General features: G+C 70.9%; 27 protein-coding genes. 7 read left to right on the forward strand and 20 right to left on the reverse strand.

The genetic code is table 11. From position 1 onward, the window contains the following. Window positions 1–34: 34 nt before the first annotated feature. Window positions 35–304: a 30S ribosomal protein S15 gene (gene rpsO, locus AC3ENQ_RS10190; RefSeq protein WP_005048780.1), complete on the reverse strand. Its 270-nt coding sequence runs from the start codon at window positions 302–304 to the stop codon at window positions 35–37. 135 nt (window positions 305–439) lie between these two features. Here rpsO and AC3ENQ_RS10195 point away from each other — a divergent pair, with 135 nt between their 5' ends. Both AC3ENQ_RS10195 and AC3ENQ_RS10200 read left to right on the forward strand, forming a co-directional pair. Beyond that, complete coding sequence (locus tag AC3ENQ_RS10195) at window positions 440–670, forward strand: DUF167 domain-containing protein (RefSeq protein ID WP_431804240.1); 231 nt, start codon at window positions 440–442, stop codon at window positions 668–670. Then, window positions 667–1,968, forward strand: coding sequence for an MFS transporter (locus AC3ENQ_RS10200; RefSeq protein ID WP_431804242.1), 1,302 nt, complete (start codon window positions 667–669; stop codon window positions 1,966–1,968). The genes AC3ENQ_RS10195 and AC3ENQ_RS10200 overlap by 4 nt, the downstream gene beginning before the upstream one ends. A gap of 106 nt (window positions 1,969–2,074) precedes the next feature. On the opposite strand, the gene AC3ENQ_RS10205 is transcribed toward AC3ENQ_RS10200, so the two are convergent. From AC3ENQ_RS10205 to AC3ENQ_RS10215, 3 genes are all read right to left on the reverse strand, one after another. Beyond that, window positions 2,075–2,638 (reverse strand): YceI family protein, encoded by a 564-nt coding sequence (locus AC3ENQ_RS10205; protein ID WP_431804244.1) that lies wholly within the window; start codon window positions 2,636–2,638, stop codon window positions 2,075–2,077. Window positions 2,639–2,730: 92 nt separating this feature from the next. Next, window positions 2,731–3,099: an FKBP-type peptidyl-prolyl cis-trans isomerase gene (locus tag AC3ENQ_RS10210; RefSeq protein ID WP_431804246.1), complete on the reverse strand. Its 369-nt coding sequence runs from the start codon at window positions 3,097–3,099 to the stop codon at window positions 2,731–2,733. A 192-nt stretch (window positions 3,100–3,291) separates the two neighbouring features. Beyond that, complete coding sequence (locus tag AC3ENQ_RS10215; protein ID WP_431804248.1) at window positions 3,292–4,482, reverse strand: PrsW family intramembrane metalloprotease; 1,191 nt, start codon at window positions 4,480–4,482, stop codon at window positions 3,292–3,294. 71 nt (window positions 4,483–4,553) lie between these two features. Here AC3ENQ_RS10215 and AC3ENQ_RS10220 point away from each other — a divergent pair, with 71 nt between their 5' ends. Then, window positions 4,554–5,429, forward strand: coding sequence for a fumarylacetoacetate hydrolase family protein (locus tag AC3ENQ_RS10220; protein WP_431804250.1), 876 nt, complete (start codon window positions 4,554–4,556; stop codon window positions 5,427–5,429). A 187-nt stretch (window positions 5,430–5,616) separates the two neighbouring features. Here the strand turns inward: AC3ENQ_RS10220 and AC3ENQ_RS10225 are convergent, their stop codons facing one another. The 5 genes from AC3ENQ_RS10225 to AC3ENQ_RS10245 form a co-directional block, all read right to left on the reverse strand. After that, on the reverse strand, window positions 5,617–6,114 hold the full coding sequence (locus tag AC3ENQ_RS10225; protein WP_431804252.1) for a DUF4190 domain-containing protein: 498 nt from the start codon (window positions 6,112–6,114) through the stop codon (window positions 5,617–5,619). A 106-nt stretch (window positions 6,115–6,220) separates the two neighbouring features. After that, window positions 6,221–7,678, reverse strand: a complete 1,458-nt coding sequence (locus AC3ENQ_RS10230) for an aspartate ammonia-lyase (protein ID WP_431804254.1) — start codon at window positions 7,676–7,678, stop codon at window positions 6,221–6,223. A gap of 144 nt (window positions 7,679–7,822) precedes the next feature. Continuing rightward, window positions 7,823–8,722: a phosphodiesterase gene (locus AC3ENQ_RS10235; protein ID WP_431804256.1), complete on the reverse strand. Its 900-nt coding sequence runs from the start codon at window positions 8,720–8,722 to the stop codon at window positions 7,823–7,825. Between the two features lie 146 nt (window positions 8,723–8,868). Continuing rightward, window positions 8,869–9,201 (reverse strand): peptidase, encoded by a 333-nt coding sequence (locus AC3ENQ_RS10240; RefSeq protein ID WP_431804258.1) that lies wholly within the window; start codon window positions 9,199–9,201, stop codon window positions 8,869–8,871. Further along, on the reverse strand, window positions 9,198–10,562 hold the full coding sequence (locus AC3ENQ_RS10245; RefSeq protein ID WP_431804260.1) for an inorganic phosphate transporter: 1,365 nt from the start codon (window positions 10,560–10,562) through the stop codon (window positions 9,198–9,200). The genes AC3ENQ_RS10240 and AC3ENQ_RS10245 overlap by 4 nt, the downstream gene beginning before the upstream one ends. Window positions 10,563–10,764: 202 nt before the next feature. Between AC3ENQ_RS10245 and AC3ENQ_RS10250 the strand changes: the two genes are divergently transcribed. Next, on the forward strand, window positions 10,765–12,879 hold the full coding sequence (locus tag AC3ENQ_RS10250; protein WP_431804262.1) for a S9 family peptidase: 2,115 nt from the start codon (window positions 10,765–10,767) through the stop codon (window positions 12,877–12,879). 133 nt (window positions 12,880–13,012) lie between these two features. On the opposite strand, the gene AC3ENQ_RS10255 is transcribed toward AC3ENQ_RS10250, so the two are convergent. Continuing rightward, complete coding sequence (locus AC3ENQ_RS10255) at window positions 13,013–13,192, reverse strand: hypothetical protein (protein WP_431804264.1); 180 nt, start codon at window positions 13,190–13,192, stop codon at window positions 13,013–13,015. On the opposite strand from AC3ENQ_RS10255, the gene AC3ENQ_RS10260 reads away from it, so the two are divergent. Continuing rightward, entirely contained in the window at window positions 13,176–13,565 is a 390-nt protein-coding gene (locus tag AC3ENQ_RS10260) for a hypothetical protein (RefSeq protein ID WP_431804266.1), read from the forward strand. The two genes, AC3ENQ_RS10255 and AC3ENQ_RS10260, sit on opposite strands and share 17 nt — an antisense overlap. A gap of 581 nt (window positions 13,566–14,146) precedes the next feature. On the opposite strand, the gene AC3ENQ_RS10265 is transcribed toward AC3ENQ_RS10260, so the two are convergent. From AC3ENQ_RS10265 to AC3ENQ_RS10280, 4 genes are all read right to left on the reverse strand, one after another. After that, window positions 14,147–15,175, reverse strand: a complete 1,029-nt coding sequence (locus AC3ENQ_RS10265; RefSeq protein ID WP_431804268.1) for a 6-phosphofructokinase — start codon at window positions 15,173–15,175, stop codon at window positions 14,147–14,149. Window positions 15,176–15,321: 146 nt separating this feature from the next. Beyond that, window positions 15,322–17,484, reverse strand: coding sequence for a DEAD/DEAH box helicase (locus tag AC3ENQ_RS10270; protein WP_431804270.1), 2,163 nt, complete (start codon window positions 17,482–17,484; stop codon window positions 15,322–15,324). 356 nt (window positions 17,485–17,840) lie between these two features. After that, window positions 17,841–20,216 carry a heavy metal translocating P-type ATPase gene (locus AC3ENQ_RS10275; RefSeq protein WP_431804272.1) on the reverse strand — a complete coding sequence of 792 codons (2,376 nt, stop codon included), beginning with the start codon at window positions 20,214–20,216 and terminating at the stop codon, window positions 17,841–17,843. A gap of 40 nt (window positions 20,217–20,256) precedes the next feature. Continuing rightward, window positions 20,257–20,469, reverse strand: a complete 213-nt coding sequence (locus AC3ENQ_RS10280; RefSeq protein ID WP_431804274.1) for a heavy-metal-associated domain-containing protein — start codon at window positions 20,467–20,469, stop codon at window positions 20,257–20,259. A gap of 79 nt (window positions 20,470–20,548) precedes the next feature. On the opposite strand from AC3ENQ_RS10280, the gene deoC reads away from it, so the two are divergent. Beyond that, window positions 20,549–21,265: a deoxyribose-phosphate aldolase gene (deoC, locus tag AC3ENQ_RS10285; protein ID WP_431804275.1), complete on the forward strand. Its 717-nt coding sequence runs from the start codon at window positions 20,549–20,551 to the stop codon at window positions 21,263–21,265. A gap of 50 nt (window positions 21,266–21,315) precedes the next feature. On the opposite strand, the gene AC3ENQ_RS10290 is transcribed toward deoC, so the two are convergent. The 4 genes from AC3ENQ_RS10290 to truB all read right to left on the reverse strand — a co-directional run bounded on the left by AC3ENQ_RS10290 (window position 21,316) and on the right by truB (window position 24,098). Next, window positions 21,316–22,293 (reverse strand): bifunctional riboflavin kinase/FAD synthetase, encoded by a 978-nt coding sequence (locus tag AC3ENQ_RS10290; RefSeq protein WP_431804277.1) that lies wholly within the window; start codon window positions 22,291–22,293, stop codon window positions 21,316–21,318. Then, the gene (locus tag AC3ENQ_RS10295) at window positions 22,290–22,742 is read right to left on the reverse strand and encodes a hypothetical protein (RefSeq protein ID WP_431804279.1); all 453 of its coding nucleotides are present in this window, start codon (window positions 22,740–22,742) and stop codon (window positions 22,290–22,292) included. The genes AC3ENQ_RS10290 and AC3ENQ_RS10295 overlap by 4 nt, the downstream gene beginning before the upstream one ends. 67 nt (window positions 22,743–22,809) lie before the next feature. Continuing rightward, window positions 22,810–23,178, reverse strand: a complete 369-nt coding sequence (locus tag AC3ENQ_RS10300; RefSeq protein WP_431804281.1) for a hypothetical protein — start codon at window positions 23,176–23,178, stop codon at window positions 22,810–22,812. Continuing rightward, window positions 23,175–24,098: a tRNA pseudouridine(55) synthase TruB gene (gene truB / locus AC3ENQ_RS10305; RefSeq protein WP_431804283.1), complete on the reverse strand. Its 924-nt coding sequence runs from the start codon at window positions 24,096–24,098 to the stop codon at window positions 23,175–23,177. The genes AC3ENQ_RS10300 and truB overlap by 4 nt, the downstream gene beginning before the upstream one ends. Before the next feature lie 141 nt (window positions 24,099–24,239). On the opposite strand from truB, the gene AC3ENQ_RS10310 reads away from it, so the two are divergent. Then, window positions 24,240–25,106, forward strand: a complete 867-nt coding sequence (locus tag AC3ENQ_RS10310) for an HhH-GPD family protein (protein WP_431804285.1) — start codon at window positions 24,240–24,242, stop codon at window positions 25,104–25,106. Here the strand turns inward: AC3ENQ_RS10310 and AC3ENQ_RS10315 are convergent. Together AC3ENQ_RS10315 and rbfA are read right to left on the reverse strand one after the other, a co-directional pair. Beyond that, window positions 25,086–26,111, reverse strand: coding sequence for a CPBP family intramembrane glutamic endopeptidase (locus AC3ENQ_RS10315; protein ID WP_431804287.1), 1,026 nt, complete (start codon window positions 26,109–26,111; stop codon window positions 25,086–25,088). The genes AC3ENQ_RS10310 and AC3ENQ_RS10315 overlap by 21 nt on opposite strands. 267 nt (window positions 26,112–26,378) lie before the next feature. Further along, window positions 26,379–26,813 carry a 30S ribosome-binding factor RbfA gene (rbfA, locus tag AC3ENQ_RS10320; protein ID WP_431804289.1) on the reverse strand — a complete coding sequence of 145 codons (435 nt, stop codon included), beginning with the start codon at window positions 26,811–26,813 and terminating at the stop codon, window positions 26,379–26,381. Between the last annotated feature and the right edge of the window lie 40 nt (window positions 26,814–26,853).

The following is a 26,853-nucleotide window of genomic DNA, read 5'->3' on the forward strand; positions in this document are numbered from 1 at the left end:
ATGTTTCGCGCGATTGAACGCTAGACGCTGATGCTCAGCGGCGCAGGCCCAGACGCTCGATGAGCGAACGGTAGCGGTTGATGTCGATGTCCTGGAGGTACCCCAGGAGGCGACGACGCTGACCGACCAGGAGGAACAGGCCACGACGCGAGTGGTGGTCGTGCTTGTGCTCCTTGAGGTGCTCGGTGAGGTCCTTGATGCGCTGCGTCAGCATCGCGACCTGCACCTCGGGGGATCCGGTGTCACCGGGGTGCGTCGCGTACTCTTCGATGATCGCCTTCTTGACGTCTGCTTCCAGTGCCATAGGTGATCCCCTTCCTCTTTGTTGCGCGGCGCCCGTCGCCTGATGCGTGGGCTCTCTTTATCCGCGGCCGATCCAACGGCAACCTGAAGAGTCTACCAGCGCCGACGGCCTGCGCGGAACTCGTAGGCTCGACGGGTGCAGTACACGATCCGCGTCAAGCCCGGCAGTCGCAAGGGTCCGCTCGTCGAGCAGGTTGCCGAGGGCTTCGTCGTCCACGTGCGCGAGCGCGCCATCGACGGCGCCGCCAACGACGGTGTGGTGCGCGCTCTCGCCGAACACTTCGACGTCCCGCCGCGGGACGTCACGATCCTCCGCGGCCACACGAGTCGCATCAAGCGCGTGGAGATCGACGGGGCGGACGCATGAGCCGCGGCGGCCACCTGATCGACCTCTCCCCCTTCCGGGCGAGCCCCGCCTTCGCGCGCCTGTGGATCGGATCGACGCTCTCGGGCCTCGGCGGGCAGCTGACGATCATGGCCGTCATGCTGCACATGTACGACCTCACCGACTCGACGTTCGCCGTCGCGATGATCGCCGTCGCGGGCCTCGTGCCGATGGTCCTCGCCGGCATCTACGGCGGCATGCTGGCGGATGCCTTCGACCGCCGCAAAGTCGCCCTGATCGCCGCCACCGTGACCTTCGCCTCGACGCTCCTGCTCGCGATCCTCGCGTGGGGGCATCTCGAGTCGGTCTGGTCCCTGTACGTCCTCAGCATCGTGAACTCCGCCGCGAACTCCGTCGTCCAGGCGACGCGCTCGGCGATGGTGCCGCGCCTGCTCCCCCGCGAGCTCCTGCCGTCCGCGGCGGCACTCCAGGGCATCACCGTCGGGATCATGGTGATGGCCGGCCCCGCGCTCGCCGGCGTCCTCGTCGCGACGACCGACTACGCGTGGACCTACACGATCGACGTCATCCTCATGCTGAGCCTCTTCCTCGGGCTCTGGACGCTCCCGTCGATGAAGCCCGAGGGCGAGACGGTGCGCCCGGGCCTCGAGTCGCTCCGCGACGGACTCGCGTTCTTGAAGCGTGCGTCGAACATCCGCCTGCAGTTCATCATGGACATCATCGCGATGACGTTCGGTCAGCCGCTCGCCCTCTTCCCCGCGATCGGCGCCGTGCTCCTCGGCGGCGGGGCGCTCACGGCGGGGGCCCTCACGGCATCCATCGCCGCGGGCGCGTTCGTGTCGAGCCTCTTCTCGGGCCGGGTCGGCGCGTACCGGTGGCACGGGCGCGGGATCGCGCGGTCGGTGCAGCTGTACGGCGTGATGATCGCGGTGTTCGCCCTCGCGCTCGTCCTCGCCGCCGTCGGTGTCGGCGCGCCCGAGCGGGTGGATGCCGAGCACGCCAACATCGCGATGATCGCTGCCGCGTGCCTCGCGCTCGCCGCCGCCGGCGCCGCGGACAACGTCAGCGCGATCTACCGCTCGACGATGCTGCAGGCCGCGGTGCCCGACGCGATGCGCGGACGCCTGCAGGGGATCTTCATCGTGGTGGTCGCCGGCGGCCCGCGCGTCGGCGCGCTCTACGCCGGCACCCTCGCGACGCTCACGACGCTCTGGTTCCCGCCGCTGCTGGGCGGGTTCGTGATCGTCGGGCTCGTGGGCTGGCTCGCGGCGCGGTCACCGCGGTTCCGCCACTACGACGCCCTCGACCCGCAGCCCTGACCCGCATCGCTGAGCCGCAGCCCTGACCCGGCATGCCCCACGGGCGGAACGACGAAGGGCGCGGATGCCGTAGTATCCGCGCCCTCCTCGAGGGGTCATTCAGGCGTCAGGCCTGGACCGAGCCCTGCAGGTCGAGCGTGATCGTGACGTCCTTGCCGACGAGCACGCCGCCGGTCTCGAGCGCCGCGTTCCAGGTGAGGCCGAAGTCCTCGCGGTTGATCACGGTGGTGGCCGTCGCGCCCGCCTTGTAGTTGCCGTACGGGTCGGTGCCGAAGCCGCCGAACTCGAGCTCGAACGTGACGGGCTTGGTGACGCCGTGCATCGTGAGGTCGCCGTCGACGAGGAAGTCGCCCTTCTCGTAGCGCACACCCGTCGATACGAAGTCGATGGTCGGGTAGGTCGCGACGTCGAAGAAGTCGGCCGAGCGGAGGTGGTTGTCGCGGTTCTCGTCGTTCGTGTCGATCGACGCGGCGTCGACGGAGGCGGTCACCTTCGCCTCGAGCGGGTTCTCGGGGGCCTCGATCGTGGCGCTCTTGAGGCCGAACTCGCCGCGCACCTTCGAGATCATCATGTGGCGCAGACTGAACGTCACCTCGCTGTGCGAGGGGTCGAGCACCCAGGTGCCCGCCTTGTAACCGGGAACGTCGACGGTCGTGGTGGAGTCGGTCATGTCTCTTCCTTCAGGGAAAGGGGAAATGGTCTGCGCGGTGTAACGCCTCTGCAGACTATCTATTCCTGAGAATACAAAAAACTCGTGAACGCTCAGCCGACCGCGAGCAGATCGATGATGAAGATCAGGGTCTTGCCGCCGAGGAAGTGACCACCCGCCGGGCCGTAGGCCAGCTGCGGCGGGATGATCAGCTCGCGACGACCGCCAACCTTCATGCCGGGGATGCCGTCCTGCCAGCCCTGGATCAGGCCGCGCAGCGGGAACTGGATCGACTCGCCGCGGCCCCACGAGGAGTCGAACTCCTCGCCGGAGTCGTACTCGACACCGGCGTAGTGGACGGTGACGGTGTCGCCGGGCTTGGCCTCGTCGCCGTCTCCGACGATGATGTCGCGGATGACGAGCTCGGTGGGGGCGGGGCCCTCGGGGGCGTCGAACTCGGGCTTGGTGCGCTCTTCACTCATGGCATCCATCCAAGCACGGATGCCGGGCACGCGACCAGATCGTGCGCTCACCGGCGGACCGAACGCGCATGCTGCCCCGGACGAAGTTCAGCGCCCGGTGCCGCGGCGATGCCTGCGTGTCTCCCGAGCGCTGAACTTGACTTGGAACCATTGTTGCGGGGCCTGCGGCCGGGTGTCAAGGGTGTGCCGAGGTCAGGGGCGCAGGAGCGCGGCGCGCGCCGAGGTCGTCCGCGCAAGCGCCGTGTGCTCATCGCGCACCGATTCGGGATCGCGGCCCGTCCAGGTGCGCTGACGGGCGGCGGCGAGGGAGGTCGCCTCACGGATGAAGACGCGCATCTCGCGCGTGCGATCACCGGGAAGGGTGCGCGCCCACGCGAGGGCGCGCCGGCGTCCCGCGGGCGTCGCGAGGAGATCGACCTCGAGCGGGGTGAACCATCCCGCCGCGGCGTACTCGCCGAGGCGCGCGCGGGTCAGCCGCGCCTCTTCCCGGCGCAGCGCCACGATGCTCACGACGAACCCGATGAAGAGGGGGATCTGCAGGACCACGTAGAGATGGAAGAAATCGGCGAAGACGGCCGACCCGTTCCAGAGGGCGTGCAGAAGTGCTCCGCCCAGCGCCCCGAGCACGCCGGCACCGGCCGCCTGGCCGACGGTGGCGCCGCGGCGGGCAGCGAGCCCGATCGCGTATCCGGTGACGGCGGTGAACATGACGTGCGCGAACGGCGAGAGGATGCCGCGGAGGAAGAACGTGAACGCCGTCTCGGCGGGTCCGCCCTCGATGAGACTCGTCGCGAAATAGAGGATGTTCTCTGTGAACGCGAAGCCCGCTCCGACGAGCGCGCCGTAGACGACGCCGTCGACCGGGCCGTCGAACGCGCGCCGCGCGAAGACGAACACGAGAAAGACGCCGAGGCCCTTCGCGAACTCTTCGACAAGCGGCGCCTGCACGACCGACGAGAACGCGTCGCGCGCGGCGTCGTTCGCGCCGGCGGGCACGAGGAACTCGAGGAGGATGTCGACGCCGAGCGCGATCGCCACCGCCGCGATCGCGCCCCAAGCAACGGCGAAGACGACGAGCCGGGCCGGCTCCGGCTCCCAGCGGTCAACGAGGCGCACCGCCACCAGCACGCCCGCGAGCGGGATCAGCGCGAGCACCATGCCGACGACCGACGCGACGACGCCGAGGAACGTGAGGATGTAGGCCACGAGCGCGATCAGCAGCACGACGAGGATCGCGAACAGCCAGATCGGCGCGGAGCGCCCGCGCTCTCGCCGCGCGGCTGGCGCAGGAGGGACGCCGATCGGAGCGGGCGAGACGGTCGCGGGGGCGATAGGCGCGGCGGCACCCGGAGCGGGCTGGGCCAGCGGGGGCAGGTGGCTCATGGCGTTCAGCCTAGAGGCAGCGCGTGCGAGGCCCGGCTCCGGGTGCGCGCGGGGCACGTTAGCCTGGTCGAATGCGCTTCGCCCACGTCCGCACGCCCGGAACCGACGGTCTCGAGCTGGCGGTCATCGCGGAGAGCCGCGCATTCCCCACACGCGCGATGTTCCCCGGCGCCCCGCACCTGCTCCAGGAGCTGATCGAGGGCGGCGACGACCTCCTCGACCGGGTGCGCGCGGCCGCGCTCGATCCCGATGCGCGGGGCACAGGCATCCCGCTCGAGAGCGTGACGTACGGGCCCGCCGTGCCGACCCCTCCCGTGGTGCTCGCCATCGGCCTCAATTACGCCGCGCACTCGAGCGAGCTGGGCCTGAAGGCCGACACGGCGCCGACCGTGTTCGTGCTGTGGCCGAACTCCCTGTCGGCGCACGACGAGACGACGACCTGGCGGCGCGCGCTCAGTGAGTCGGTCGACTACGAGGCGGAGCTCGGCGTCGTCATCGGGCGCCCGGCGAAAGACGTCTCGCCCGATGACGCCCTGGCGCACGTGTGGGGGTACACGGTGGTCAACGACATCACGGCGCGCGACATCCAGTTCTCCGAAGCGCAGTGGTCGCGGTGCAAGTCGTTCGACGGGTTCACCCCGAACGGCCCCTTCATCGTGACGGCAGACGAGATCCCCGACCCGCAGGACCTCCACATCTGGGCCGTCGTCGACGGACAGACGGTGCAGGATGCCTCGACGGGCCAGATGATCCGGTCCGTGGCGACCCTCGTGTCGCACCTCTCGCGCTCCGCGACGCTGCTGCCGGGGACGTTGATCTCCACGGGCAGCCCCGGGGGCGCCGGCTACTCGCGCGACCCGCAGATCTTCCTGCGCGACCGCTCGACCGTGACCGTCGGCGTCGACGGGATCGGCGAGCTCACGACCCACTGCCGCATCATCGGCTGATCCCCATCCTGCCCCACCCCTTCCCGCGAGCCGCTACGTAATGTGCGAGCCGCCACGATCCGTGCGGGCCGACACGTAGCGGCTCGCACGAACCGTAGCGGCTCAGGGCGCAGACGGGCCCAGGGTGCAGAAGGGCTCAGGGCGCAGACGGGCCCAGGGTGCAGAAGGGCTCAGGGCGCAGACGGGCTCAGCGGCCGGACTGCTCCAGAATCTGCTGGCAGGGGATGTTCACTCCCCAGACCGTCACGGTGGCGTTCGGGTCGTTGAGGCACGTGGTCGCGGCGTTCAACGAGGGGACGATGACGGCGAAGAACAGGATCACGGTGATGATCACGGAGATCGCGCCGATGACGATGGCGGCGATGGCCCATCCGTTGGTCCGGCCGGCCTTCTTCGACTGGACGAAGGCGACGATGCCGAGGATCAGCCCGACGATGTTGAAGAAGAACGACACGATGAACGCGACGATGCCGAGCGTCTTGCCGGGGTAGCTGGAGCCGGACCCCGAGCCGTCCGTGTACGCGGGCGCAGCGGAGTACGCGGGCGCCGAGTACGCGGGGGCGGATGCCTGCTGCTGCGCGGGCGGCGGGGTCTGGGCGTACTCGCCGTAGGCCGGCTGCGCGGGGGCGGCGGGAGGCGTCGGCTGCGCGGCGGGGGTGGAATCGGGGTTCTGGGGATCGGACATGTCGGTCTCCTGAGGTGGTGTCGGAGGGAGGCGTGATGGCGCCGGCGGTTCCGGCTCCCCCGACGCTAGCGGGCCTGTGCCCCCGAAGGCCAGAGGCCGCGCCGCCTCAGCCCTCGACGACGTTCTCGGCGGGCCGGACGACGGGGATCGCCTGCGTGACGGCCTCCAGGCCCGACAGACGTGCCGGAGAGAGCTGCTTGTCGACCTCTGCGCGGGTCATGAGGCCGGCCTCGACGACGAGGTCGCCGACGTTCCGGTGCGTGAGGAGCGCCGTCTTCGCGAGCGCCGCCGCCGCCGCATAGCCGATGAAGGGGGTGAGCGCGGTGACGACGCCGACGGAGGCTCCGACCATCGCGCCGAGGCGCTCACGGTTGGCGGTGATCCCGTCGACGCAGTTGACGCGCAGCGTCCGCATCGCGCGGCGCATCCACGTGATCGACTGGAAGATCGAGTGCGCGATGATCGGCTCGAAGGCGTTGAGCTGCAGCTGCCCCGCCTCGCTCGCCATCGTCACGGTCAGATCGGCACCCGCGACCGAGAACGCGACTTGATTCACGACCTCGGGGATCACGGGGTTGACCTTGCCCGGCATGATGGATGACCCGGCCTGGCGCGCCGGGAGATTGATCTCGCCGAGACCCGCCTGCGGGCCCGACGACAGCAGGCGCAAGTCGTTGCAGATCTTCGAGAGCTTCATCGCGTTGCGCTTGAGCGTCGACGAGAACGACATGAACGACCCCGTGTCGCTCGTCGCCTCGACGAGGTCATCGGCGGTGACGAGGTCGAGGCCGGTGATGTCGCGCAGATGCCGGAGGACCGCCGGCGCGTAGCCGGGGTGGGTCGTGATGCCGGTGCCGATCGCCGTCGCGCCCATGTTGATCTCGAAGAGGAGGTGACGGTTTTCGGTGAGGCGCTGGTGGTCGTAGCCGAGCGTCGTCGCGAACCCGTGGAACTCCTGCCCGAGGGTCATCGGCACGGCATCCTGCAGCTGTGTGCGCCCGATCTTGAGAATGTCGTGGAACTCCACGGCCTTCGTCATGAACGACTGCCTCAGCAGGTCGAGCTCGTCGAGCAGCGTCACCAGGTCGAGGCTGAGTCCGATCTTCACCGCTGTCGGGTACACGTCGTTGGTCGACTGCGAGCGGTTCGTGTGGTCGATCGGCGAGAGGAACGCGTAGTCGCCCTTCTCGCGGCCGGCCAGCTCCAGGGCGATGTTGGTGATGACCTCGTTGGCGTTCATGTTGGTCGAGGTTCCGGCGCCGCCCTGGACGACACCGACGACGAACTGGTCGTGGAACTCGCCCTCGATCACGCGCTGCGAGGCGCGGTCGATGAGATCGGCACGCTCCGCGTCGAGCACGCCGATGTCGCGGTTCGCCCGCGCCGAGGCCTGCTTGACCATCGCGAGCGCGATGACGAGGTCGCGATAGACGGAGATCGGCCGCATCGAGATCGGAAAGTTCTCCAGCGCGCGGGCAGTGTGGATGCCCCAGTACGCGTCGGCGGGGATCTCGAGGGATCCCAGGGAATCGGTTTCGGTGCGCGTCGTTGCGTCCTGTGCCATGAGTGCTCGTCCTTTTGGGTGTGTCAACTCGGGGTTCAGTCGGGGTGGGTCCGAGCCTACCCGCGGCCCCGTCCGCGCCAGATGTACACGACGTACAAGATCGCCGCGCCGACCGCCGCAGCGGTGGATGCCGGCGGCGGCGCCTCAGCGCTTGCGCGAGAACGCCTCGAGACGCTCCTGGGGGCTGAGCGCCGCCATCGCGGTGACCCATTCCGCCGTGAAGGTGTCGGCGGTCTCGGCGTCCCCCACGGGAACGACGGCGTGGGTGATCGTGTCGTCGTAGACGTGCACGAGGTGGAAGGACTGCCCGGCATCCATGCCGTTGACCTCCTCCGGCGGCCGCTGCAGGTTCATCGTGTAGCACGTCGCCGCGGCGACGCTCACGGGTACGCCGGCGAACGTTCCCGACGTCGAGTAGTGCAGGTGCCCGGCGAGTATCGCGCGCACGTCCGTGCCGGCGATCGCCGCGGCGAGGGCGGGCTGCGAGCGGAGTTCGAGGATGTCGAAGAACGGGATGTGGCTCGGGATCGGCGGGTGGTGGAGGGCGAGGATCGTCCCGAGCGGGGCGGGCTCAGCGAGGATGCCGCGCAGCCACGCGAGCTGCCCTGTGTCGAGATCGCCGTGATGCCACCCGGGGACCGAGGAGTCGAGGGCGATGAGCCGGAGGCCGCCGAGGTCCCAGACGCCGGTGACGGGCTCGGAGGTCGGCGCGCCGTCGAGCAGCCCCGCCCGGAGCGCCGGGCGCTCGTCGTGGTTCCCCGCGACCCACACGACGGGGGCGCCGAGGCGCGCCGCGACGGGTTCGACAGCGGCGCGGAGGGCGGCATAGGCCTCGGGCTCGCCGAGGTCGGTGAGGTCTCCCGTGAACACGATCGCGTCGGGGCGGACGCCCGCGCGCTCGACCGAGGCGAGCGTCGCCGCGAGGTTCGCCGCGGTGTCGTAGCGCCCGCCGAGCGGTCGGTTGCCGGCGAGCAGGTGCGTGTCGCTGACGTGGACGATCACCCGCCGCGCGGGCGGATGCTGACCGAACTGCACGGGCTCCATGCCGTCAGCCTAACGAGGGCCGCAGCTGGGCCACGTCGTCCCAGGGCGCCGCCCGCTCCCACAGGAGGCATCCACCTCTGCGCCCCAGCCGGACAGGTACCACCGCGGCCATCCTCCGCCGCGCGCACCGCAGAGCGCAGCCGGCGTCACTTGAGGACGAGCATGAGGATGCCGCCGAGCACGGCGAGCGCACACATCGCGAACGACGCGTAGGCCCCGGCGAGCGCCAGGTTCTTCTGCCCCTGCGTGAGCGGGCTCTTGCGCGCCGCCTTCTCGGCGGCCTTCGCGGCCTTGCGCGCCTCCTTCTCGGTGATCACCGTGATGGCGTCGGTGAACTCCGCCGGAGCGACCACCGGTGCCCGCCCCGCGCGGACGAGCAGGCGCAGTCCGAGTGCATAGAAGCCGACCACCAGAATGGCGCCGGTGAGCGCGGCGACGAACACCTCCACGAAGGCGAGCCAGTCGATCGTGATGTTCATCGCTGCGGGCCCTTCTTGTTCCGCGTGGCCTTGTTCACGCCGGCACCGGTCGAGGCGCGTTCGGCCGCACGGCGATCGTCCGCGGCCTTCTTGGCATCCGCCTTGGCCTTCTTCTTCCGCTCGGCTTTCTCGTGCGCCTCGGCTTCCGCCTTCAGACGCGCCTGCTCGCGCTGGATCGCCCGCTGACGGCGCGTGGGCGGCGGGTTGCGCTTCACCTTGACGGCGAGACCGGAGTCGGCGACCTCGCTCATCGCGTTGGAGGAGTCGACCTGGTCGCGACGCGAGTACGCGAAGATGCCGACGATGACGATCACGGCGAGCACGGCGTCGATGAGGATGCCCCACCCGCCGAAGAACACGACGAACAGCGCCGCGAGCGCGCCCACGGCGGCGGATGCCGGAAGGGTCAGCACCCAGCCGATCGCGATCCGACCGACCGTGCGCCAGCGCACGGTCGATCCGCGGCGGCCGAGACCCGAGCCGATGACCGAGCCCGAGGCGACCTGCGTCGTCGAGAGCGCGAAGCCGAGGGCGCTGGAGGCGAGGATCGTCGCGGCGGTCGAGGTCTCGGCCGAGAAGCCCTGCGCCGGCTTGACGTCGGTGAGTCCCTTGCCGAGGGTGCGGATGATGCGCCATCCGCCCATATACGTGCCGAGCGCGATCGCGAGGGCGCACGCGATGATGACCCACAGGTGCGGGTCGGCCTGGTCGGAGCTCTGCCACCCGACCATGATGAGCGCGAGCGTGATGACTCCCATCGTCTTCTGCGCGTCGTTCGTGCCGTGGGCGAGGGCGACGAGCGACGACGTGAAGATCTGACCCCAGCGGAAGCCGTCGCGCCCGTCGGGCTTGTTGTCGTATCGGCGCGTCAGCGCGTACGCGAGGCGCGTCGCGAGGAACGCGATGACCCCGGCGGCGAAGGGGGCGATGAGGGCCGGCAGGACGACCTTGCTCAGCACCATGCCGAAGTCGATCGCGCTGGCGCTCGCGCCCACGAGCGTTGCTCCGATCAGGCCGCCGAAGAGGGCGTGCGACGAGCTGGAGGGAAGACCCAGCAGCCACGTGAGCATGTTCCAGGTGATCGCACCGATGAGGCCGGCGAAGATTATCGGCAGGAACGCCAAGGGAGTGATCTGGTCTTCGCGGATGATGCCGTGCGAGATGGTCTTCGACACCTCCGTCGACAGGAACGCGCCGACGAGGTTGAGGCTCGCGGCGAGCGCGACGGCGACCTTCGGCTTCAGCGCGCCCGTGGCGATGGGCGTCGCCATCGCGTTCGCGGTGTCGTGGAAGCCGTTGGTGAAGTCGAAGAACAGCGCGAGCGCGATCACCAGGACGACGATGAGGGCAGCGGTTTCCACAGTTCGCTTTCCGTCGGATTTCAAAGGGAGTGCGCCGATGACATCGGCAGTGCGAACGAAGAGTTCACCGCGGTTTCATGTTCCGGCAACCGGACCACAGAAATCCTCGCACATTCCTCACGGCGCGAGAACAGGCCCAACCGGACGAAACCCGGACCCGACCGCAGACCGCCGCTCCGGGCGTGTCGACTACCGTGGAAGGGTGACTCGCGAACCTCTCGGCGTCCCCGTCGCCGCTGTCAGGCCCACCTCCCGCTCCCACCACGGCGACGACGTCGTGGACGACTACGAGTGGCTGCGCGCCAAGGAGGACCCGGACGTCATCGCGTACCTCGAAGCCGAGAACGCGTACACCGCCGAACGCACCGCTCACCTCGCGCCGCTGCGGCAGACGATCTTCGACGAGATCCGCTCCCGCACCCTCGAGACCGACCTGTCCGTCCCCACCCGGCAGGGCGACTGGTGGTACTACGGGCGCACCGTCGAGGGCAAGCAGTACGGCATCCACTGCCGCGCGCCGCTCGCCTCCGCGGACGACTGGACGCCGCCGCAGCTGACCCCCGGCGAGTCCGTACCGGGCGAAGTCGTGGTGCTCGACGGCAACCTCGAGGCCGAGGGCCACGAGTTCTTCTCGCTCGGGAGCTTCGACGTCTCGACCGACGGCACCCGCCTGCTCTACGGCGTCGACGTCGAGGGAGACGAGCGCTACACCCTCCGCATCCGCGATCTCGCGACCGGGGAGAACCTTCCCGACGTCGTCGAGAACACCTCCGCCGGCGCGTGCTTCTCCCCCGACGGCCGGCACGTCGTCTACACGACGGTCGATGACGCGTGGCGCCCCGATACCGTGTGGCTGCACGAGGTGGGCACGGATGCCTCCGCCGACGTGCGCCTGCACCACGAGCCCGACGAGCGGTACTGGGTCGGCGCCGGTTTCACGCGCAGCGAGAGGTACCTGGTCATCGAGGTGGGATCGTCGATCACGAGCGAGGAGTTCCTCGTCCCGGCATCCGACCTGCGCGCCGAACCCCGTGTGATCTGGCCGCGCCGCGAGGGCGTCGAGTACTCCGCGACGCACGCGATCGTGGACGGCGAGGACGTGCTCTACGTGCTCCACAACGACGGGGCGCTCGACTTCGAGCTCGTCCGGGTGTCGGCCGACGATCCCCAAGGGCCTCGCGACGTGGTGCTGCCGCACGTCCCCGGGCGCCGGCTGCTGGATGTCTCCGCGTTCCGCGACTGGGGCGTGGTGTCGTATCGCCGCGAGGGGCTCGCGCGTCTCGGCATCCTCGACTACGCCTCGGGTGAGGTCCGCGAACTCGACTTCGACGAAGATCTCTACGCCGCGGGGTCGGGAGGCAACCCGGAGTGGGCGCCGCCCGTCATCCGCCTGGGCTACGGCTCGTTCGTGACCCCCGGCACCGTCTACGACTTCGTCGTCGACACGGGCGAGTTCCTCCTGCGCAAGCGACAGCCGGTGCTCGGCGGCTACTCCGCCGACGACTACGGTCAGCGGCGCGAGTGGGCGACCGCCGAAGACGGCACGCGCGTTCCCGTCTCGCTGGTCTGGAAGCGCTCGTTCGGCGAGCCGGGCGCGGGAGACCCCCGCCCCGTGCACCTGTACGGCTACGGATCGTACGAGCACTCGATCGAGCCGGGCTTCTCGGTCGCACGCCTGTCGATGCTCGACCGCGGCGTCGTCTTCGCGATCGCGCACGTGCGCGGCGGCGGCGAGATGGGCCGGCAGTGGTACGAGGACGGCAAGCTCGCCCGCAAGCGCAACACCTTCACCGACTTCGTCTCGGTCGCCCGGCACCTGGTGGACACCGGCGTGACCTCGCCGTCGCTGCTCGTCGCCGAAGGCGGCTCGGCGGGCGGGCTGCTGATGGGCGCCGTCGCGAACCTGGCGCCCGAGCTGTTCGCCGGCATCCTCGCCGACGTGCCGTTCGTCGACGCGCTGACGACGATCCTCGACCCGTCGCTGCCGCTCACGGTCATCGAGTGGGACGAGTGGGGCGACCCTCTGCACGACGCCGACGTCTACGCGTACATGAAGTCGTACACGCCGTACGAGAACGTGCGTCCCGGCATCCGGTACCCGCGGATCCTCGCGACGACGTCCCTCAACGACACCCGGGTCTACTACGTCGAGCCGGCCAAGTGGGTCGCGCGCCTGCAGGCGGCAGGGGCGGATGCGCTGCTGAAGTGCGAGATGGTCGCCGGCCACGGCGGCGTCTCGGGACGCTACAACTCGTGGCACCAGCGGGCGTTCGAGCTCGCGTGGCTGCTCGACGTGCTGGGGCTCGCCGAGGGCTGAGTCCCCCGAGCGGGCGGGCGGCGCGGCATCCCCTCACCGACACAGGACATCTCACGAACGCAGGACGCGTGAGCTGTCTCTCACCCTCCCTTCGCGATATCTCCTGCCTACGTGATCACCGCATCGACCCCCATCACCGCAACGCGAGGTGGCGCTGCTGCGCCAGGGCCAGCGCGACGGTCGCGAGGACTTCGTCCGGATGGTGCAGCAGCTGCACGAGGTCGAAGCGGAGCACCGTGTACCCGAGGAGGGTGAGTCGCGTCCGCACGCAGGTCGCGACGCCGGTCGGATGCCTGATGGTGCGCGAACCCATCCAGTTGGACGACGAGACGCTCACCGAGCAGAGCGTCGACGGGGTGGCCGTCGATCCACACCTGCTGGCGCACAGGGACACCGAGAGGTGTCACGAGCGCGATGAACCGCGTCTCGAGCCCGGAATCGGAGAGATGGGATGCCATCTCCGCGAGCTCTCTGGCGCGCCCACGCCACGCGATGCCGGGGAGCATCCCGGCCGCGACGGCTCCCGTGCGGATCGCAGACTCCCAGACGCAGAGCGCATCGACGAGAGGGACGCAACCGGCGACGTGGAAGAGCGCGTTGATCACCGTATCGACGAGCTCGGTCGCGGGCACGGGCACGGGCGCCACCGCCCAATGCACGCGCGTGCCGGTCGTCTCGACGCGTGACGACGAGGGCTTCACCGCGAGGTGGATGTCGCCGTGATCCGGCGTCCACAGGCCTGCCCGAAGCGACGCACTGAGGCAGGTGAGACGCCCGCCCCGCGCGGCCGCGGAGACCAGCGCGGGGTCTGCTCCGTCGATCGCCAACCAGGACCGACGCACCCATCGCGCAGCGCCGTGGGCGATGGCGTGACGGATGCCGTGGGTCGTGAACCCCGCGGCGCGCAGCGCCGACGAGTGCGCGACACCGCCGCGCGCCGCCATCCAGGGGATCAGGTCGCCTCTCATGCCCCCAGCATCGTCATCCGACCTCTCGCGCGAGCGCGGGCTTCCCGGATCTGTGGAGCGATTCGGCATCCGGCCGCCTGTGGACAGACCGATGGAACCTCACCAAGGGAGGAGAAATCACGAGGACAGGACCCGGGACCGCTCCCTCGTCCTGTCCCGGTGACATCTCCTCCGTCGGTGACGCGCGCGCAGGCGCAGAATGCCTGTGGCGCGCGGTGACGCGCAGGATGCCTGAAACCAGGATGCCTGGGACGAGGATGCCGGGGACCAGGATGCCTGCAGCCGACGCGCCGCGGCGCTCAGCCGAAGAGCGCCGCGGCCTCTTCGTAGCGGTAGAGCGGGACGGTGTTGAGCTCGCCCAGCGCCTCTTCGAAGGGGACCCGCACGATGTCGGTGCCCTTCATCGAGACCATCTGACCCCACGCGCCGTCGACGACCGCGTCGGCGGCGTGCAGCCCCAAGCGCGTCGCGAGCACCCGGTCGAAGCCCGACGGCGACCCGCCGCGCTGGATGTGACCGAGAACGGTCGCCCGCGTCTCGATGCCCGTGATGCGCTCGATCTCGGGGGCGAGGATCTCGCCGATGCCGCCCAGGCGCGGGCGGTTGAAGGCATCCAGTCCCTTGTCGCTGTAGGCCTCGTCCATACCGGTGAGGGTGAAGCCCTCCGACACGACGACGAGCGGCGCGCGTCCGCGGTCATGGGCGCGCTGCACCTGCTCGCAGATCTCTTGGATCGACATCGGCACTTCGGGGATGCAGATGACGTGTGCGCCGGCGGCGATGCCCGAGTGCAGGGCGATCCAGCCGACGTGGCGGCCCATGACCTCGGCGACCATGCAGCGCTGGTGGGAGTCGCCGGTCGTGCGCAGGCGGTCCATCGCCTCGGTGGCGATGTTGACGGCCGTGTCGAAGCCGAACGAGTAGTCGGTGGCGCGTAGGTCGTTGTCGATCGTCTTCGGCACCCCCATGACGTTGATGCCGTCGTTGTACAGACGGTTGGCCGCAGCGAGAGTGCCCTCACCGCCGATCGCGATGATGCCGTCGATGTGGTGCCCGTACAGGGTCGCCTTGATGTTCTCGGCGCCCCCACGGGGGCCCTCGTAAGGGTTCGTCCGCGACGTGCCGAGGATCGTGCCGCCGACCTTGGACAGGCCCTTCACCTCGTGGCGGGTGAGCGGGAAGAAGTCGCCGTCCACGACGCCGCGCCACCCGTCGCGGATGCCGACGAACTCCGTGTTGTACGTTGTCGTCCCCTTCAGGACGGTGCCGCGGATGACCGCGTTCAGACCGGGGCAGTCGCCGCCGCTGGTGAGGATGCCGATCTTCATGTGGAGATCCTTTGACTCGGGTGCTCGGAGGGCGTCGCTGCCTGGAACGACACTATCGCCGGATGCCTCGTGGCTGCCACCGGCCCCGCCGTCGATAAGTCCTCGCGGACCCGGCGCACCGCGGGCGGGCGGCGCGCCGGGGGCGGTCAGGCCGCGCCGAGCGCCTGCCGGAGCAGGTGCATGAGCGCCGACATCTGCACCGAGTCGCTCGAGGTCGGGTCGACCTGCTGGCCGTCGAGGGCGCGCGCGGCGAGCGACTGCTTCGAGTCGATGAGCTCCGCGATCTTCGTGTCGATCGTGTGCGCGGCGATGATGCGCCACGCCGTGACCGGCTCGTCCTGGCCGATGCGGTGCACGCGGTCGATCGCCTGGGTCTGCTCGGCGGCGGTCCACGACAGCTCCGCGAGGACGACGTTGGAGGCTGCCTGCATGTTGAGGCCGACTCCGGCTGCGGTCAGCGAGCACACCGCGATCGCGACGTCGGGGTCGGCGTTGAACGCGTCGATCGCCTGCTGGCGGGCGGGCGTGGTCTGGTCGCCGCGGATCGAGACGGTCCGCAGGCCCGCGGCGGCGAAGTGGGCCTCCGCGGCATCCATGACATCGATGTGCTTCGCGAAGAACACGACCTTGCCGACCGAGCGCTGCAGCTGCGCGGCGTAGTCGGCGGCGAGCACCGCCTTCGCCTGACCGATCTTCCGGACCATCGTGAAGACGTTGTCGGCGCCGGTTCCCTGGGCCTTCGACTCCTCGAGCTCGCCGTGGGCGACCAGGCGCACGATGTCGTCGTCGGCCTCGCCGTAGACGACCTTGTCGCCGCGCGCCTCGATGATGCGACGGTACTTCGCGGCGAGCCGCTCGCCGAGTTCGCGCTCGGCGGCGCGGATCGAGCGGCCGTACTCGTCGTCGAGCTCGACGGGGAGGTCGGCGATGAGCTTGTCGGGGAGGTCGGCGGCGACGTCCTTCTTCTTCCGCCGGACGATGCCCATCGAGATGACGGCATCGCGCGCCTCGGGGTAGAACGCTTTGTCGGCGGGGGTGAAGCCGGTCGCGTCGAGCTTCTCCATGAGCTCGGGGCCGGGCTTCTCGCCGTTCGTCCACCCGAGGAACCGCCAGATCGCGTCGAAGTCCTCGACGTCGTTGATGAGCGGCGTGCCGGTCAGGGCGAGCATGAGCGGGTTCCGCACCTGCTCGCGGATGCGCGAGCCGAGCGCGAGGACGTTCTGCGACCGCTGCGAGCCGAGATTCTTGATGAAGTGGGCTTCGTCGACGACCATGCCCTTCAGGCCCAGCGACGACAGCCACGACAGATGCCGGTCGAGCACCTCGTAGTTGACGATGAAGACGTCCGCGAACGCGTCGACCTGGTCGCCGTCGCCGTGGATGACGGTCGCGCGGCGCTGCGGCGTCCACCGCTCGACCTCGCGCGCCCAGTTCATCTTGACGACGTTCGGAACGACGGCGAGCAGCGGATAGGCATCCGCGACGGATGCGGCGAGCACCGATTGCGCGGTCTTGCCGAGGCCGGGCTCATCGGCGAGGAGGAACGCGCGGTGGCCCTCGCGCACCGACTCGAGGAACCGCGACTGATGCGGCATGATCTCGAGGCCCTTGGGCGAGAGGCGGTCGAACTCGGGGACGGGCGGCAGGTCCATGGATGCCGAGGCACCGCCGGCGCCCGTCTCGAACGCCTTGTAGAGCGGCCCCATGAGCTCCCAGCCGTCGAGCCGGCGGCGCGCGGTGGACACCGGCGCGCGGAGCGTCAGGTCGGGCGCGAGGAACGGGTTCGACTCGCGGCGCGCCTCGATCTGCGGCGGGGTCACCTGGCGCTCGGCGAGCGCGGCCGGGACGACGGGCGCCTGACCCCAGCTCTGCGCGGCCGGGGCCGCATCGGTGATGATGAGCTCGTCGTCGGGAAGCTCGGCCCCCGACTCGAGCAGCCAGTCGCGGCGCATGCGCTTCGCGACCGGCGAGGTGGCCTGGTCGACCTCGAGCAGCTGGATCAGCGACGTGTCGCGGGCGGCGGTCTTGGCGAGGATCGTCGCGACGCCGTCGAGACGCTTCAGCAGCTCGGCGCGCGCGGCGGTCGGAATGGTCTCGTCGGCCTTGACGCGGGCGCGCTCCTCGCGGACGAGGAAGGCGATGACCTGGAACTTGACGCGGTTCGTGGGGCCCAGCTTTCCGCGCTGGGACTTCGCCTCGACCTCGCGCACCTTGCGCGCGAGGATCGGGATGAGGGGCGCGTCGTCGTCGCGACGTGCCGAAGAGCCCTTCCGCCGACGGGCGGGGGCTGTGGATGCCGTAGGCGGCATGCTCCTCCTGAGCTGACGTGCCGGTGCGAACCGGCGAGGTGCCGACCGTGGATCAACGGCCGGGCAGTGCCCGCGGCCGGGGCCGCGGAGGCGAACACGAGGACTGCTCCCCCGGCTGCGGGCACTCGCTTCTGCGAGCTGCGGCGACGGGAGGCGCGATGTCCCCGGCATCCATTCTAGCGCCCCGCGCCTCCCCGCGCTGTCGCCTCCCCGCGCTGCGCCGCGCCGCCGCGCGCCCCGCCTCGCCCCAGGCTCGCGAATCACCGCTGGTTTCGCGAATCACCGTGCGATTCGCGTTCAAGCGGCGGTGATTCGCGCATCGGGCGGTGATTCGCGAGCCGGACGGCGGGCGGTAGTCAGCGCGCGGAGCGCAGGCGCAGGCTGTTGAGCACCACGAAGACGCTCGAGAACGCCATCGCGGCGCCGGCGATCATCGGGTTCAGCAGGCCGAGCGCGGCCAGCGGGAGAGCTGCGACGTTGTACGCGAATGCCCAGAACAGGTTTCCGCGGATGACGCGCATCGTGCGCCGACTGAGAGAGATCGCCGTGACGACGGGCGCGAGTCCGTGGCCCGCGAGAGCGATGTCGCTCGCGTGCATCGCGGCATCCGTGCCGCCGCCCATCGCGAGACCGAGGTCGGCGGTCGCAAGCGCGGCCGCGTCGTTCACGCCGTCACCGACCATCGCGACACGGTGACCGGATGCCTGCAGCCGCTCGATCTCCGCGACCTTCCCCTCCGGGAGGACGCCCGCGATCACGGTGGGGATGCCTGCCGCGCGCGCGGCGGCCCGGGCGGCGCCCTCGTTGTCGCCCGTCAGCAGTACGACGTCGAGGCCGAGGCGGCGCAGCTCCGCGACCGTCTCAGCGCTGTCGGGGCGCACGTCGTCGGCGACGGCGATGACCGCCTGGACCTCACCGTCCCACCCGGCGACGACGGCGGTCGCCCCGGCAGACTCGGCATCCGCGATCGCGGCGAGCGCGTCGTCCGGCAGGGACGCAGCCTCGGCCGCCGGCGCCTCGACGATCTCCGCGGCGAACGCCGGCCGCCCGGCAAACACCGCGTGCCCGTCGACCGTCCCGGTGACGCCGCGGCCCGCGAGCCCGGCGAAGTCCTCGACGGGCAGATGCGTCGTCGAGAGCGCGGTGAGGGCCTGCGCGATCGGGTGCTCGGATGCGTGCTCGAGCGACCCGACGAGGCGGGCGATGTCGTCGGCATCCGCTCCCGCGACCGGGGTGACGGACGACACCGCCATCGCGCCCGAGGTGACGGTGCCCGTCTTGTCGAGGACGACGGTGTCGATGCGCTCGGCGGATTCGAGGGCCTCGGGCCCCGTGATCAGCACACCGAGCTGCGCGCCGCGCCCCGTCCCCACGAGGATCGCGATGGGGGTGGCGAGACCGAGCGCGCACGGGCACGCGATGATGAGGACGGCGACCGCGGCCGTGAAGCCCGCGGCGATCGACGTGCCGGAGAAGCCCCCGACGATCATCCAGACGAGCAGGGTGAGCACCGCGAGGCCGATCACGACGGGGACGAACACCGACGAGATGCGGTCGGCGAGGCGCTGCACGCGGCTCTTGCCGGCCTGCGCGTCTTCGACGAGGCGCGCGAGGTGCGCGAGGCGCGTATCCTCGCCGACCGAGGTCGCGGCCACCACGAGACGACCGTCGGCGGCGAGGGTGCCGCCGGTGACGGCGCTGCCGAGGGATGCCTCGACGGGCACCGACTCGCCGGTGATCATGCTCTCGTCGAGCGAGGCCTGGCCCGCGACGACGACGCCGTCGGTGGCGACCTTCTCCCCCGGGCGGACCAGGAACCGATCGCCCACGCGGAGGGTCGCCGCGTCGACCCGCGTGCCGTCCTCGAGCTCGACGTCCTTCGCCGCGAGCTCCATGAGCGAGCGGAGCGCCGCGCCCGCGCGCCGCTTGGAGCGCTGCTCGATGAACCGACCGAGCAAGAGGAAGACCGTGACGGCGGCGGCGACCTCGAAATACACCAGCGACGACGGGTCGTGCACGGGTCCGAACAGGGCCGAGTCGTGCGTCATCCCGATCCGCCCGGCGGTGCCGAAGATGAGCGCCCACAGGCTCCAACCGAACGCCGCGCCCGTGCCGAGCGTGATGAGCGTGTCCATCGTCATGCCGCCGTGGCGGAGGTTCGCGAAGGTCGCCCGGTGGAAGGGCCACCCGCCCCACAGCACGACGGGCGCGGTCAGGATGAGCGACACCCACTGCCATCCGGGGAACTGCAGCGCCGGGACCATGCCGAGCGCGACGACGGGCGCCGCGAGGATCGCGCTGACGATCAGGCGCGTGCGCAGGGTGGTCGCACCGGCACGGTCCTCGACCTCGTGCGCGTGGCCCGCGGCATCCTGGCCGGCGGCGTCCTGGCCCGCGGCGCCCCCGTCCGCGGCGCCCCCGGGCTCCTGGCCCGCGCGGGCGTCAGCGACGCCGTCGTGCCGGGGGGATGCCGCAGGCTGAGGCATCCGACGGACGGACGCCTCGTATCCCGCTTCGCGCACCGCCGAGAGGAGCGCCTCGGGGGCAAGGGCTTCGGGATAGTCGACGCGTGCCGACTCGGTCGCGAGGTTGACGGACGCCGTGACGCCGTCGAGCTTCTGAAGCCGCTTCTCGACGCGGGCGACGCAGCTCGCGCAGGTCATCCCCTCGATGTCGAGGACGGCGTGCGCGCGCGACGACTCCGCGGGAGCGGCGGGCGCTGTGGTGCTCATGGTGCTGTCGTGCTCATCGCGTCGTGGTGCTCGGGCGGATTCAGCGCGCGCCGACGAGCGTGTACCCGGCTTCGTCGACCGCCGCGGCGACATCGGCGTCCGACAGCGCGGCGGCGGCGTCGACGGTCAGGACGCCCGCGGCGACATCGACGCGCACGTCGTTCACGCCGTCGATCTTCCGCACCTCGCGGCTGACGGCTCCGGCGCAGTGCGCGCAGGTCATGCCCTCGATGGTGTAGGTCTGCTCGGTCATCGTGTCTCCTCGTTCGTCCATGACTCCCCGACGATAACAGGATACCCCCCTGGGGTATTCCGCGGCGTACCCTGGAACCATGGCCACGATCACCGAGCGAGACCTCGCCGCCACCATCGACCACGCGATCCTCAAGCCCGAGCTCACCCGCGCCGACGTCGACGCCGAGCTCGACATCGCCGCCGAGTGGAAGGTGTTCAGCGTGTGCGTGCGCCCGAGCGACATCCCGCACGCGGTCTCTCGCTTGGACGGCACCGGCGTCGCGGTCGGCACCGTCATCGGCTTCCCGCACGGCACCACCTCGACCGCCGCGAAGGTCGCCGAAGTGCGCCAGGCCCTCGCCGACGGGGCGACCGAGTTCGACATGGTCATCAACATCGGGTGGCTGCGCTCCGGATTCGACGCCGAGGTCGTCGCCGACATCGCCGCCGTCGTGGATGCGGCATCCGGACACATCACCAAGGTGATCCTCGAGACGGCACTCCTCGACGACGAGCAGATCGCGCGCGGAAGCCGCCTCACCGAGCAGGGCGGCGCGGACTTCGTCAAGACCTCGACGGGTTTCGCGGGCGGCGGGGCGACCGTCCCCCACGTCGAACTCATGCGCGCGAACGTCAGCCCCCAGGTGCAGGTCAAGGCATCCGGCGGCGTCCGCAGCTATGCCGACGCGCTCGCGATGCTGGATGCCGGAGCCACCCGCCTCGGCACGAGCGGCAGCGCGGTCATCCTCGGCGAGGCGCGCCGCGTCGACGCCGGTGAGCAGGCGACGGGCGCGGTCGACTCCGGCTCGTACTGAGCCCCGCGTCGCACGGAGCCCGGGCAGCCCGCGTCGCGCTCGGGGCGGGATCAGCCGCGGAGCGCGACCCGCACACGGGCGACGTCATCGGCCATCTGCGCGATGAGCGTGTCGATCCCCTCGAATGCGACCATGCCGCGGATCCGGTGCGTGAACTGCACCTGCACCCGGTGGCCGTAGAGGTCGAGGGCCGTCTCGTCGAGCACGTACGCCTCGACCTGACGCGCGTCGACATCGTCGAACGTGGGGTTCGTGCCCACCGAGATCGCCGCCGGGTAGCGCGTGACGGGCGCGTCGGATGCCGTGCGGCCCGACGCCGGGTCGATCGGTCCGAGGTCGAGGAGCCACCCCGCGTACACGCCGTCGGCGGGGATGAACCCCTCGGCATCCGGCGACAGGTTCGCCGTCGGGAAGCCCAGTTCGCGCCCGCGCTTGAGACCGTGGACCACTTCGCCCTGCACCGTGTGCGGGCGTCCGAGCAGGCTCGCCGCGTCTTCGACGTCGCCGACCGACAGCACGTCGCGGATCCACGTCGACGACACGCGGCGTCCCCCGCCTTCGACGTCGCCGACGACGTCGACCTCGAAGCCGTATTCCGCGCCGAGCTCGGCGAGCAGCGCCGGGTCGCCGGCGCCGCGGTGTCCGAAGCGGAAGTCGTCCCCGACCATCACCGTCACCACCCCCAGGGCGTCGACGAGCACGTGCTCGACGAACGCGCGGGGCTCGAGGCCGGCGAGGCTCTCGTCGAAGCGGAGAACGAGGGTCGCGTCGACTCCGGCATCCGCCAGCAGTGACAGCTTCTGATCGACGCTCGAGAGCGGATCGGGGCAGAGTTCGGGACGCAGCAGGCTCAGCGGGTTCCGGTCGAACGTCACCGCCACGACGCGGGCGCCGTCCTCCGCAGCCGTCACGCGGGCACGGTCGATGACCGCCCGGTGACCGGAATGGACACCGTCGAACTTGCCGATCACGACGACCGACGGTCCGAAGCCTGCGGGCACGTCGCCCGGCGCGCGGAAGACGATCACCAGCTCGACCCTTCGACGACCGGCTCGGGCTCGCGCTCGGGCGCGCCGTGCCTGTGGGTGACGAGCCACCAGAGACCCACGAACGGGAGGACGAGCGGCACCCAGAAGTAGCCATAGCCGAACCCCGACCACACCGTCGCGTCGTGGGAGAAGAGCTCCGGATGCGTGAGGCTGAGGGTCCCCACGACGAGGACGCCGACGAGTTCGAACACGATCGCGATCCACGCGATGACGTACCAGGTGGCGCTCTGCGAGAGGATTAGCGCGATCGTCGCGAGGATGTAGACCAGCGCGGATGCTGCCGACAGCGAATACGCGAGAGGAGCGTTGTCGAAGTCCTCGACGATCTGCACGAGCGACCGCCCGGTCGCGGCGAGTGCCATGATCGCGTAGACGACGACGAGGACCCGGCCGATGCCGGTCATTCGAGGGCGGGACGCGGGCGACATGACCTGTCCATGATAGTTCGGGTGGCGCGCGGCCAGGCCCGGCTCGCGCGGGTGAGGGATGCCGTCGTCAGAGCGCCGGGGTCGTCCAGATGACCTGCATGCGCCACACCATGATCGCAACAGCCAGGGCGCCGATCCCCATGATGACGGTGCTCCAGCGGCTGCGCTCGATGAGCGCCCAGAAGACGACCGCGGGCGGGATGAGCACCGCGGAGACGAGGTACACCCAGTACTCCAGGGCGCTGCCGAGGGGCGGGTTGCCCGCGAGGGGCGACACGATCGCGATGACGACCTGCGCGAGCAGGAGCAGCAGGATGAGCGCCATGCCGCCGACGGTCACGTCGCCGGGGCGCCTCCCCGCGAGGCCCGCGACGATCGCGGTGACCCCCACGATCACCGCGACGACGATCTCCACGATCGTGAACCAGAGGATCACGAGGCGCCCTCGGACATGTTCATCGCGCTCTTGACGTCGTCGCCGCGGCGCTCGACGATTCCGACGAGCGCGCCGTCGGGATCGATCGCGGCGGCTGTCGGGGTCGCGAGACGCGCTGCGGCGCCCGCCAGGCGCTTCCCGTGGCGGAGGTCGCGCGCCTCGTCGGCCGTCACCGAAAAGGCACCGAGGACGGCGGCGGCGACCTCGGCGGGGCGTGCGAGCGGGGCATCCGGCGTGATCTCGGTGACGGCATCCGCCACCTCGAACGGGCCGATGCGGGTGCGGCGGAGGGCCGTGAGGTGGCCGCCCACGCCCAGGGCGGCGCCGAGGTCGCGGGCGAGGGCCCGGATGTAGGTGCCGCTCGAGCAGTCGACGACGACGTCGAGATCGATCGCGCCGTCGGGGGCCGTCTCGCCCGGCGCCGGGCGGCGGGCGACGATGTCGAAGCGGCTGACGGTGACGGCGCGGGCCTTCAGCCGGACCTCCTCGCCCGCGCGGGCGAGGTCGTAGGCGCGGCGGCCGTCGACCTTGATCGCCGAGACGGTGCTGGGGATCTGTTCGATCTCGCCGGTGAGGGCGGCGACGCCGTCCGCGATACGCGCGTCCGTCACGGCGGCGAGGGCTGCGGCATCCGCTCGGCCGGTCACGTCGCCGTCGGCGTCGTCGGAGTCGGTGGACACCCCGAGGCGGATCGTCGCCTCGTAGGTCTTGTCGAGCCCGACGATGAAGGTGAGCAGGCGCGTCGCCGGCCCCACCCCGAGGATGAGGAGGCCGGTCGCCATCGGGTCGAGGGTGCCGGCGTGGCCGATCTTGCGGGTGTTCAGCGCGCGGCGCGCGCGGGCGACGACGTCGTGGCTCGTGACGCCTCCGGGCTTGTCGACGAGCAGGATGCCGTTCGGGGCGGCGGAGGACTCGGGCACTCCCCCAGCCTACGTGGACACAACTCAGGCAATTCCGCCCTCGCAGGTGTCTCCGAGGCTCCGTGACGCGATTCTGCCTGAGTCACGTCCAGGGTCGCCTTGGTCGGGGGTCGCGCGGCGCCGCCGCCGTAGGCTGGGCGGATGCCCGATCTCGCGACCCCGCTCATCGCGTGGTACCGCGACAACGCGCGCGTCCTGCCGTGGCGGGCGCCGGGGTTCGGGGCGTGGGGCGTGCTCGTCAGCGAGTTCATGCTGCAGCAGACGCCGGTCGCCCGCGTCATCCCGCACCTCGAGGCGTGGCTCGAACGCTGGCCGACGCCGACCGATCTCGCCGCCGACGCGCCCGCCGAGGCGGTGCGGCAGTGGGCGAACCTCGGCTACCCGCGCCGCGCGCTGTGGCTCCATCGCGCCGCCGTGGAGATCCGCGACCGGCACGACGGCGTCGTGCCCCGCGACGTCGAGGCGCTCCTCGCCCTCACCGGGATCGGTGACTACACGGCGCGCGCGGTCGCGGTGTTCGCCTACGGCGACCGGCATCCCGTGGTCGACACGAACACGCGCCGCGTCATCGCCCGCGCGGTCGCAGGGCGCGCGCAGCCCGGCCCGCCGGCCAAGCGCGACCTCGCCGACATGGACGCGCTGCTGCCCGGCGACGACAGGGATGCCGCGGTGCTCAACGCCGCGATCATGGAGCTCGGCGCCGTCGTCTGTACCGCCCGCGCGCCGCGCTGCGACGCATGCCCCATCGCGTATACGTGTAGGTGGCGCGCGGCGGGATACCCCGACACCGGCGACGAGCGGCGTCGCCAGGCGCGTTATGAGGGAAGCGACCGTCAGGCGCGCGGGGCGATCCTGCGGGTGCTGCGCGAGAGCGCGTCTCACGCGGTGGCGCAGGATGCCGTGGTGCCCGACTGGCCGGATGCCGCGCAACGCGACCGGGCCATCGACTCCTTGATCGCCGACGGGCTGATCGAGGCGGTCGAGGGTTCATTGCGTCTGCCGCGCTGACGCCGCGGGCTGCGCGGACGCGGCCGGCTGCGCCGGATCGTCGGCGAGTCGACCGTCGAGCTGCGATGAGCGGAACGCTCCGCACAGCGCCATCACGGCGATCACGAGGAGGCAGGCGATCCACATCGACACGCCGATCGGGCCGGCGAGCGTCGCGAGAGGAGACGAGTCGGCCGCGACGACGAGCGCGCCCATGCCGGCGGAGGCGTTGAAGGCCCCGTGTCCGAGGACGGCGGGCCACACCGATCCGGTGCGCAGGCGCGTCCACCCCAGGATCACCCCGATGAGCGCCGACCCGACGATCATCATCACGACGCCGAGGACGTTCGGTTCGCCGAAGTTGTACCCGAGCAGGATGAGCGGGGCGTGCCAGAAGCCCCAGAACGCGCCACTCAGCACGAGCGCCGGCCAGACACCGAGTGGACGAAGAGCGGGCAGAAGCCAGCCGCGCCAGCCGACCTCCTCACCGAAGGCGAAGGGGATGTTGATGAGGGCGGCGACCGGGATCGCCGCGACCTGCAGAGCCACGATCAGTCCGGCGGGCGGCAGCGTCGCACCCGCCGGGAGCGTCCGCTCGAGCATGGCGACGAAGCCCGAGAATCCGACGAGGTCGAACTGCGCGAAGCCCAGCGCCCCGGCGATGACGAGGGAGAGGGCGACGAGGAGCGGCATCGCGAAGATCATCGCGGCCGTCCACCCGATCGTCCGACCGATGGGCCGGAGCGGCCACATCCCGAGTCGGCGGAGGACGGCACGCGCGCCACGCAGACCGCCGCCCTGCCGGTCCACGAGAAGCGCGGGAATCGTGGCGAGTGCGGGGGTGAACATCATCGCGGCGGCGACGATCGGGAGCAGGGGGTCGGCGAGGCCCCGGCCCCCGAGCCACAGCGGCAGCGCGACGAGCCAGGCGAGGACGACGGCGGTGATCGCGAAGACCGCGACAGCACGCCAGGGAACGCGAGCGGGTGCAGCGGAGAAGAGCGGGACGGAATGAGTGTGCGCCATGCCGTCAGGCTACGAGCGGCGCAACGGTGGCGGATCCCCCGCCCGAGGGAAGCCGGTAGGGGGATGCCGGGCGTGGGGTGCCGGAGCCACACCCCCTTCGCGGGGCGGATCGTCGGCGCGCATCGTCGCCATCGGCGGGGATGCCGACGATGTGCGCCGACACTTCCGCTTCAGGCGACGATGTGCGCCGACGAATGACGCGCGCGAGCTCGATACGCCGCTGCTGCGCGACCGGCGGCACTCGATCACCGGAGGCGTGTGCGGGGCTCAGGCCTCGTCGTCGTCCTCGCGGGGCTTGATGTAGGGGTCGGCGTCGCCGGCGTACGCGGCGCCGGCCGCGAGGCCGGCGACGGCGGCATCCCTCTCCTGCGCTTCACGGAGGAGGTCGGCGATGTGGCCGGCCGTCTCGGGGAGCGCGTCGGGGATGAACTCCAGCGACGGAGTGAGCCGGACGCCCAGCTGCTTGCCGACGTCACTGCGGATCATGCCCGTCGCGGCCTTCAGAGCCGCGGCGGTGTCGGCGCGCTCCTCGTCGGAGCCGTAGACGGTGTAGAACACCGAGGCATGCTGCAGGTCGCCGGTCACCCGGACGTCCGTGATCGTGACGAAGCCGAGTCGCGGGTCGCGCAGGCCCTTTTCGAGCCGCTCCGCGACGAGCACCCGGATGCGGTCGGCCATTCTGGCCTGTCGTTCGTTCGCCATCTCTCTCTCACTTTCTCCTGCGGGGCAGGTGGACCGAGGT

Source organism: Microbacterium sp. bgisy203 (genome assembly GCF_057706945.1).

What these genes read in the sequence shown, in the direction of transcription:
- rpsO (WP_005048780.1), bottom strand. Translation starts at nt 304, where the DNA reads ATGGCACTGGAAGCAGACGTCAAGAAGGCGATCATCGAAGAGTACGCG.
- AC3ENQ_RS10200 (WP_431804242.1), top strand. Translation starts at nt 667, where the DNA reads ATGAGCCGCGGCGGCCACCTGATCGACCTCTCCCCCTTCCGGGCGAGC.
- AC3ENQ_RS10205 (WP_431804244.1), bottom strand. Translation starts at nt 2,638, where the DNA reads ATGACCGACTCCACCACGACCGTCGACGTTCCCGGTTACAAGGCGGGC.
- AC3ENQ_RS10210 (WP_431804246.1), bottom strand. Translation starts at nt 3,099, where the DNA reads ATGAGTGAAGAGCGCACCAAGCCCGAGTTCGACGCCCCCGAGGGCCCC.
- AC3ENQ_RS10215 (WP_431804248.1), bottom strand. Translation starts at nt 4,482, where the DNA reads ATGAGCCACCTGCCCCCGCTGGCCCAGCCCGCTCCGGGTGCCGCCGCG.
- AC3ENQ_RS10220 (WP_431804250.1), top strand. Translation starts at nt 4,554, where the DNA reads ATGCGCTTCGCCCACGTCCGCACGCCCGGAACCGACGGTCTCGAGCTG.
- AC3ENQ_RS10225 (WP_431804252.1), bottom strand. Translation starts at nt 6,114, where the DNA reads ATGTCCGATCCCCAGAACCCCGATTCCACCCCCGCCGCGCAGCCGACG.
- AC3ENQ_RS10230 (WP_431804254.1), bottom strand. Translation starts at nt 7,678, where the DNA reads ATGGCACAGGACGCAACGACGCGCACCGAAACCGATTCCCTGGGATCC.
- AC3ENQ_RS10235 (WP_431804256.1), bottom strand. Translation starts at nt 8,722, where the DNA reads ATGGAGCCCGTGCAGTTCGGTCAGCATCCGCCCGCGCGGCGGGTGATC.
- AC3ENQ_RS10240 (WP_431804258.1), bottom strand. Translation starts at nt 9,201, where the DNA reads ATGAACATCACGATCGACTGGCTCGCCTTCGTGGAGGTGTTCGTCGCC.
- AC3ENQ_RS10260 (WP_431804266.1), top strand. Translation starts at nt 13,176, where the DNA reads ATGGTGCGCGAACCCATCCAGTTGGACGACGAGACGCTCACCGAGCAG.
- AC3ENQ_RS10255 (WP_431804264.1), bottom strand. Translation starts at nt 13,192, where the DNA reads ATGGGTTCGCGCACCATCAGGCATCCGACCGGCGTCGCGACCTGCGTG.
- AC3ENQ_RS10265 (WP_431804268.1), bottom strand. Translation starts at nt 15,175, where the DNA reads ATGAAGATCGGCATCCTCACCAGCGGCGGCGACTGCCCCGGTCTGAAC.
- AC3ENQ_RS10270 (WP_431804270.1), bottom strand. Translation starts at nt 17,484, where the DNA reads ATGCCGCCTACGGCATCCACAGCCCCCGCCCGTCGGCGGAAGGGCTCT.
- AC3ENQ_RS10275 (WP_431804272.1), bottom strand. Translation starts at nt 20,216, where the DNA reads ATGAGCACCACAGCGCCCGCCGCTCCCGCGGAGTCGTCGCGCGCGCAC.
- AC3ENQ_RS10280 (WP_431804274.1), bottom strand. Translation starts at nt 20,469, where the DNA reads ATGACCGAGCAGACCTACACCATCGAGGGCATGACCTGCGCGCACTGC.
- deoC (WP_431804275.1), top strand. Translation starts at nt 20,549, where the DNA reads ATGGCCACGATCACCGAGCGAGACCTCGCCGCCACCATCGACCACGCG.
- AC3ENQ_RS10295 (WP_431804279.1), bottom strand. Translation starts at nt 22,742, where the DNA reads ATGTCGCCCGCGTCCCGCCCTCGAATGACCGGCATCGGCCGGGTCCTC.
- AC3ENQ_RS10310 (WP_431804285.1), top strand. Translation starts at nt 24,240, where the DNA reads ATGCCCGATCTCGCGACCCCGCTCATCGCGTGGTACCGCGACAACGCG.
- AC3ENQ_RS10315 (WP_431804287.1), bottom strand. Translation starts at nt 26,111, where the DNA reads ATGGCGCACACTCATTCCGTCCCGCTCTTCTCCGCTGCACCCGCTCGC.
- rbfA (WP_431804289.1), bottom strand. Translation starts at nt 26,813, where the DNA reads ATGGCGAACGAACGACAGGCCAGAATGGCCGACCGCATCCGGGTGCTC.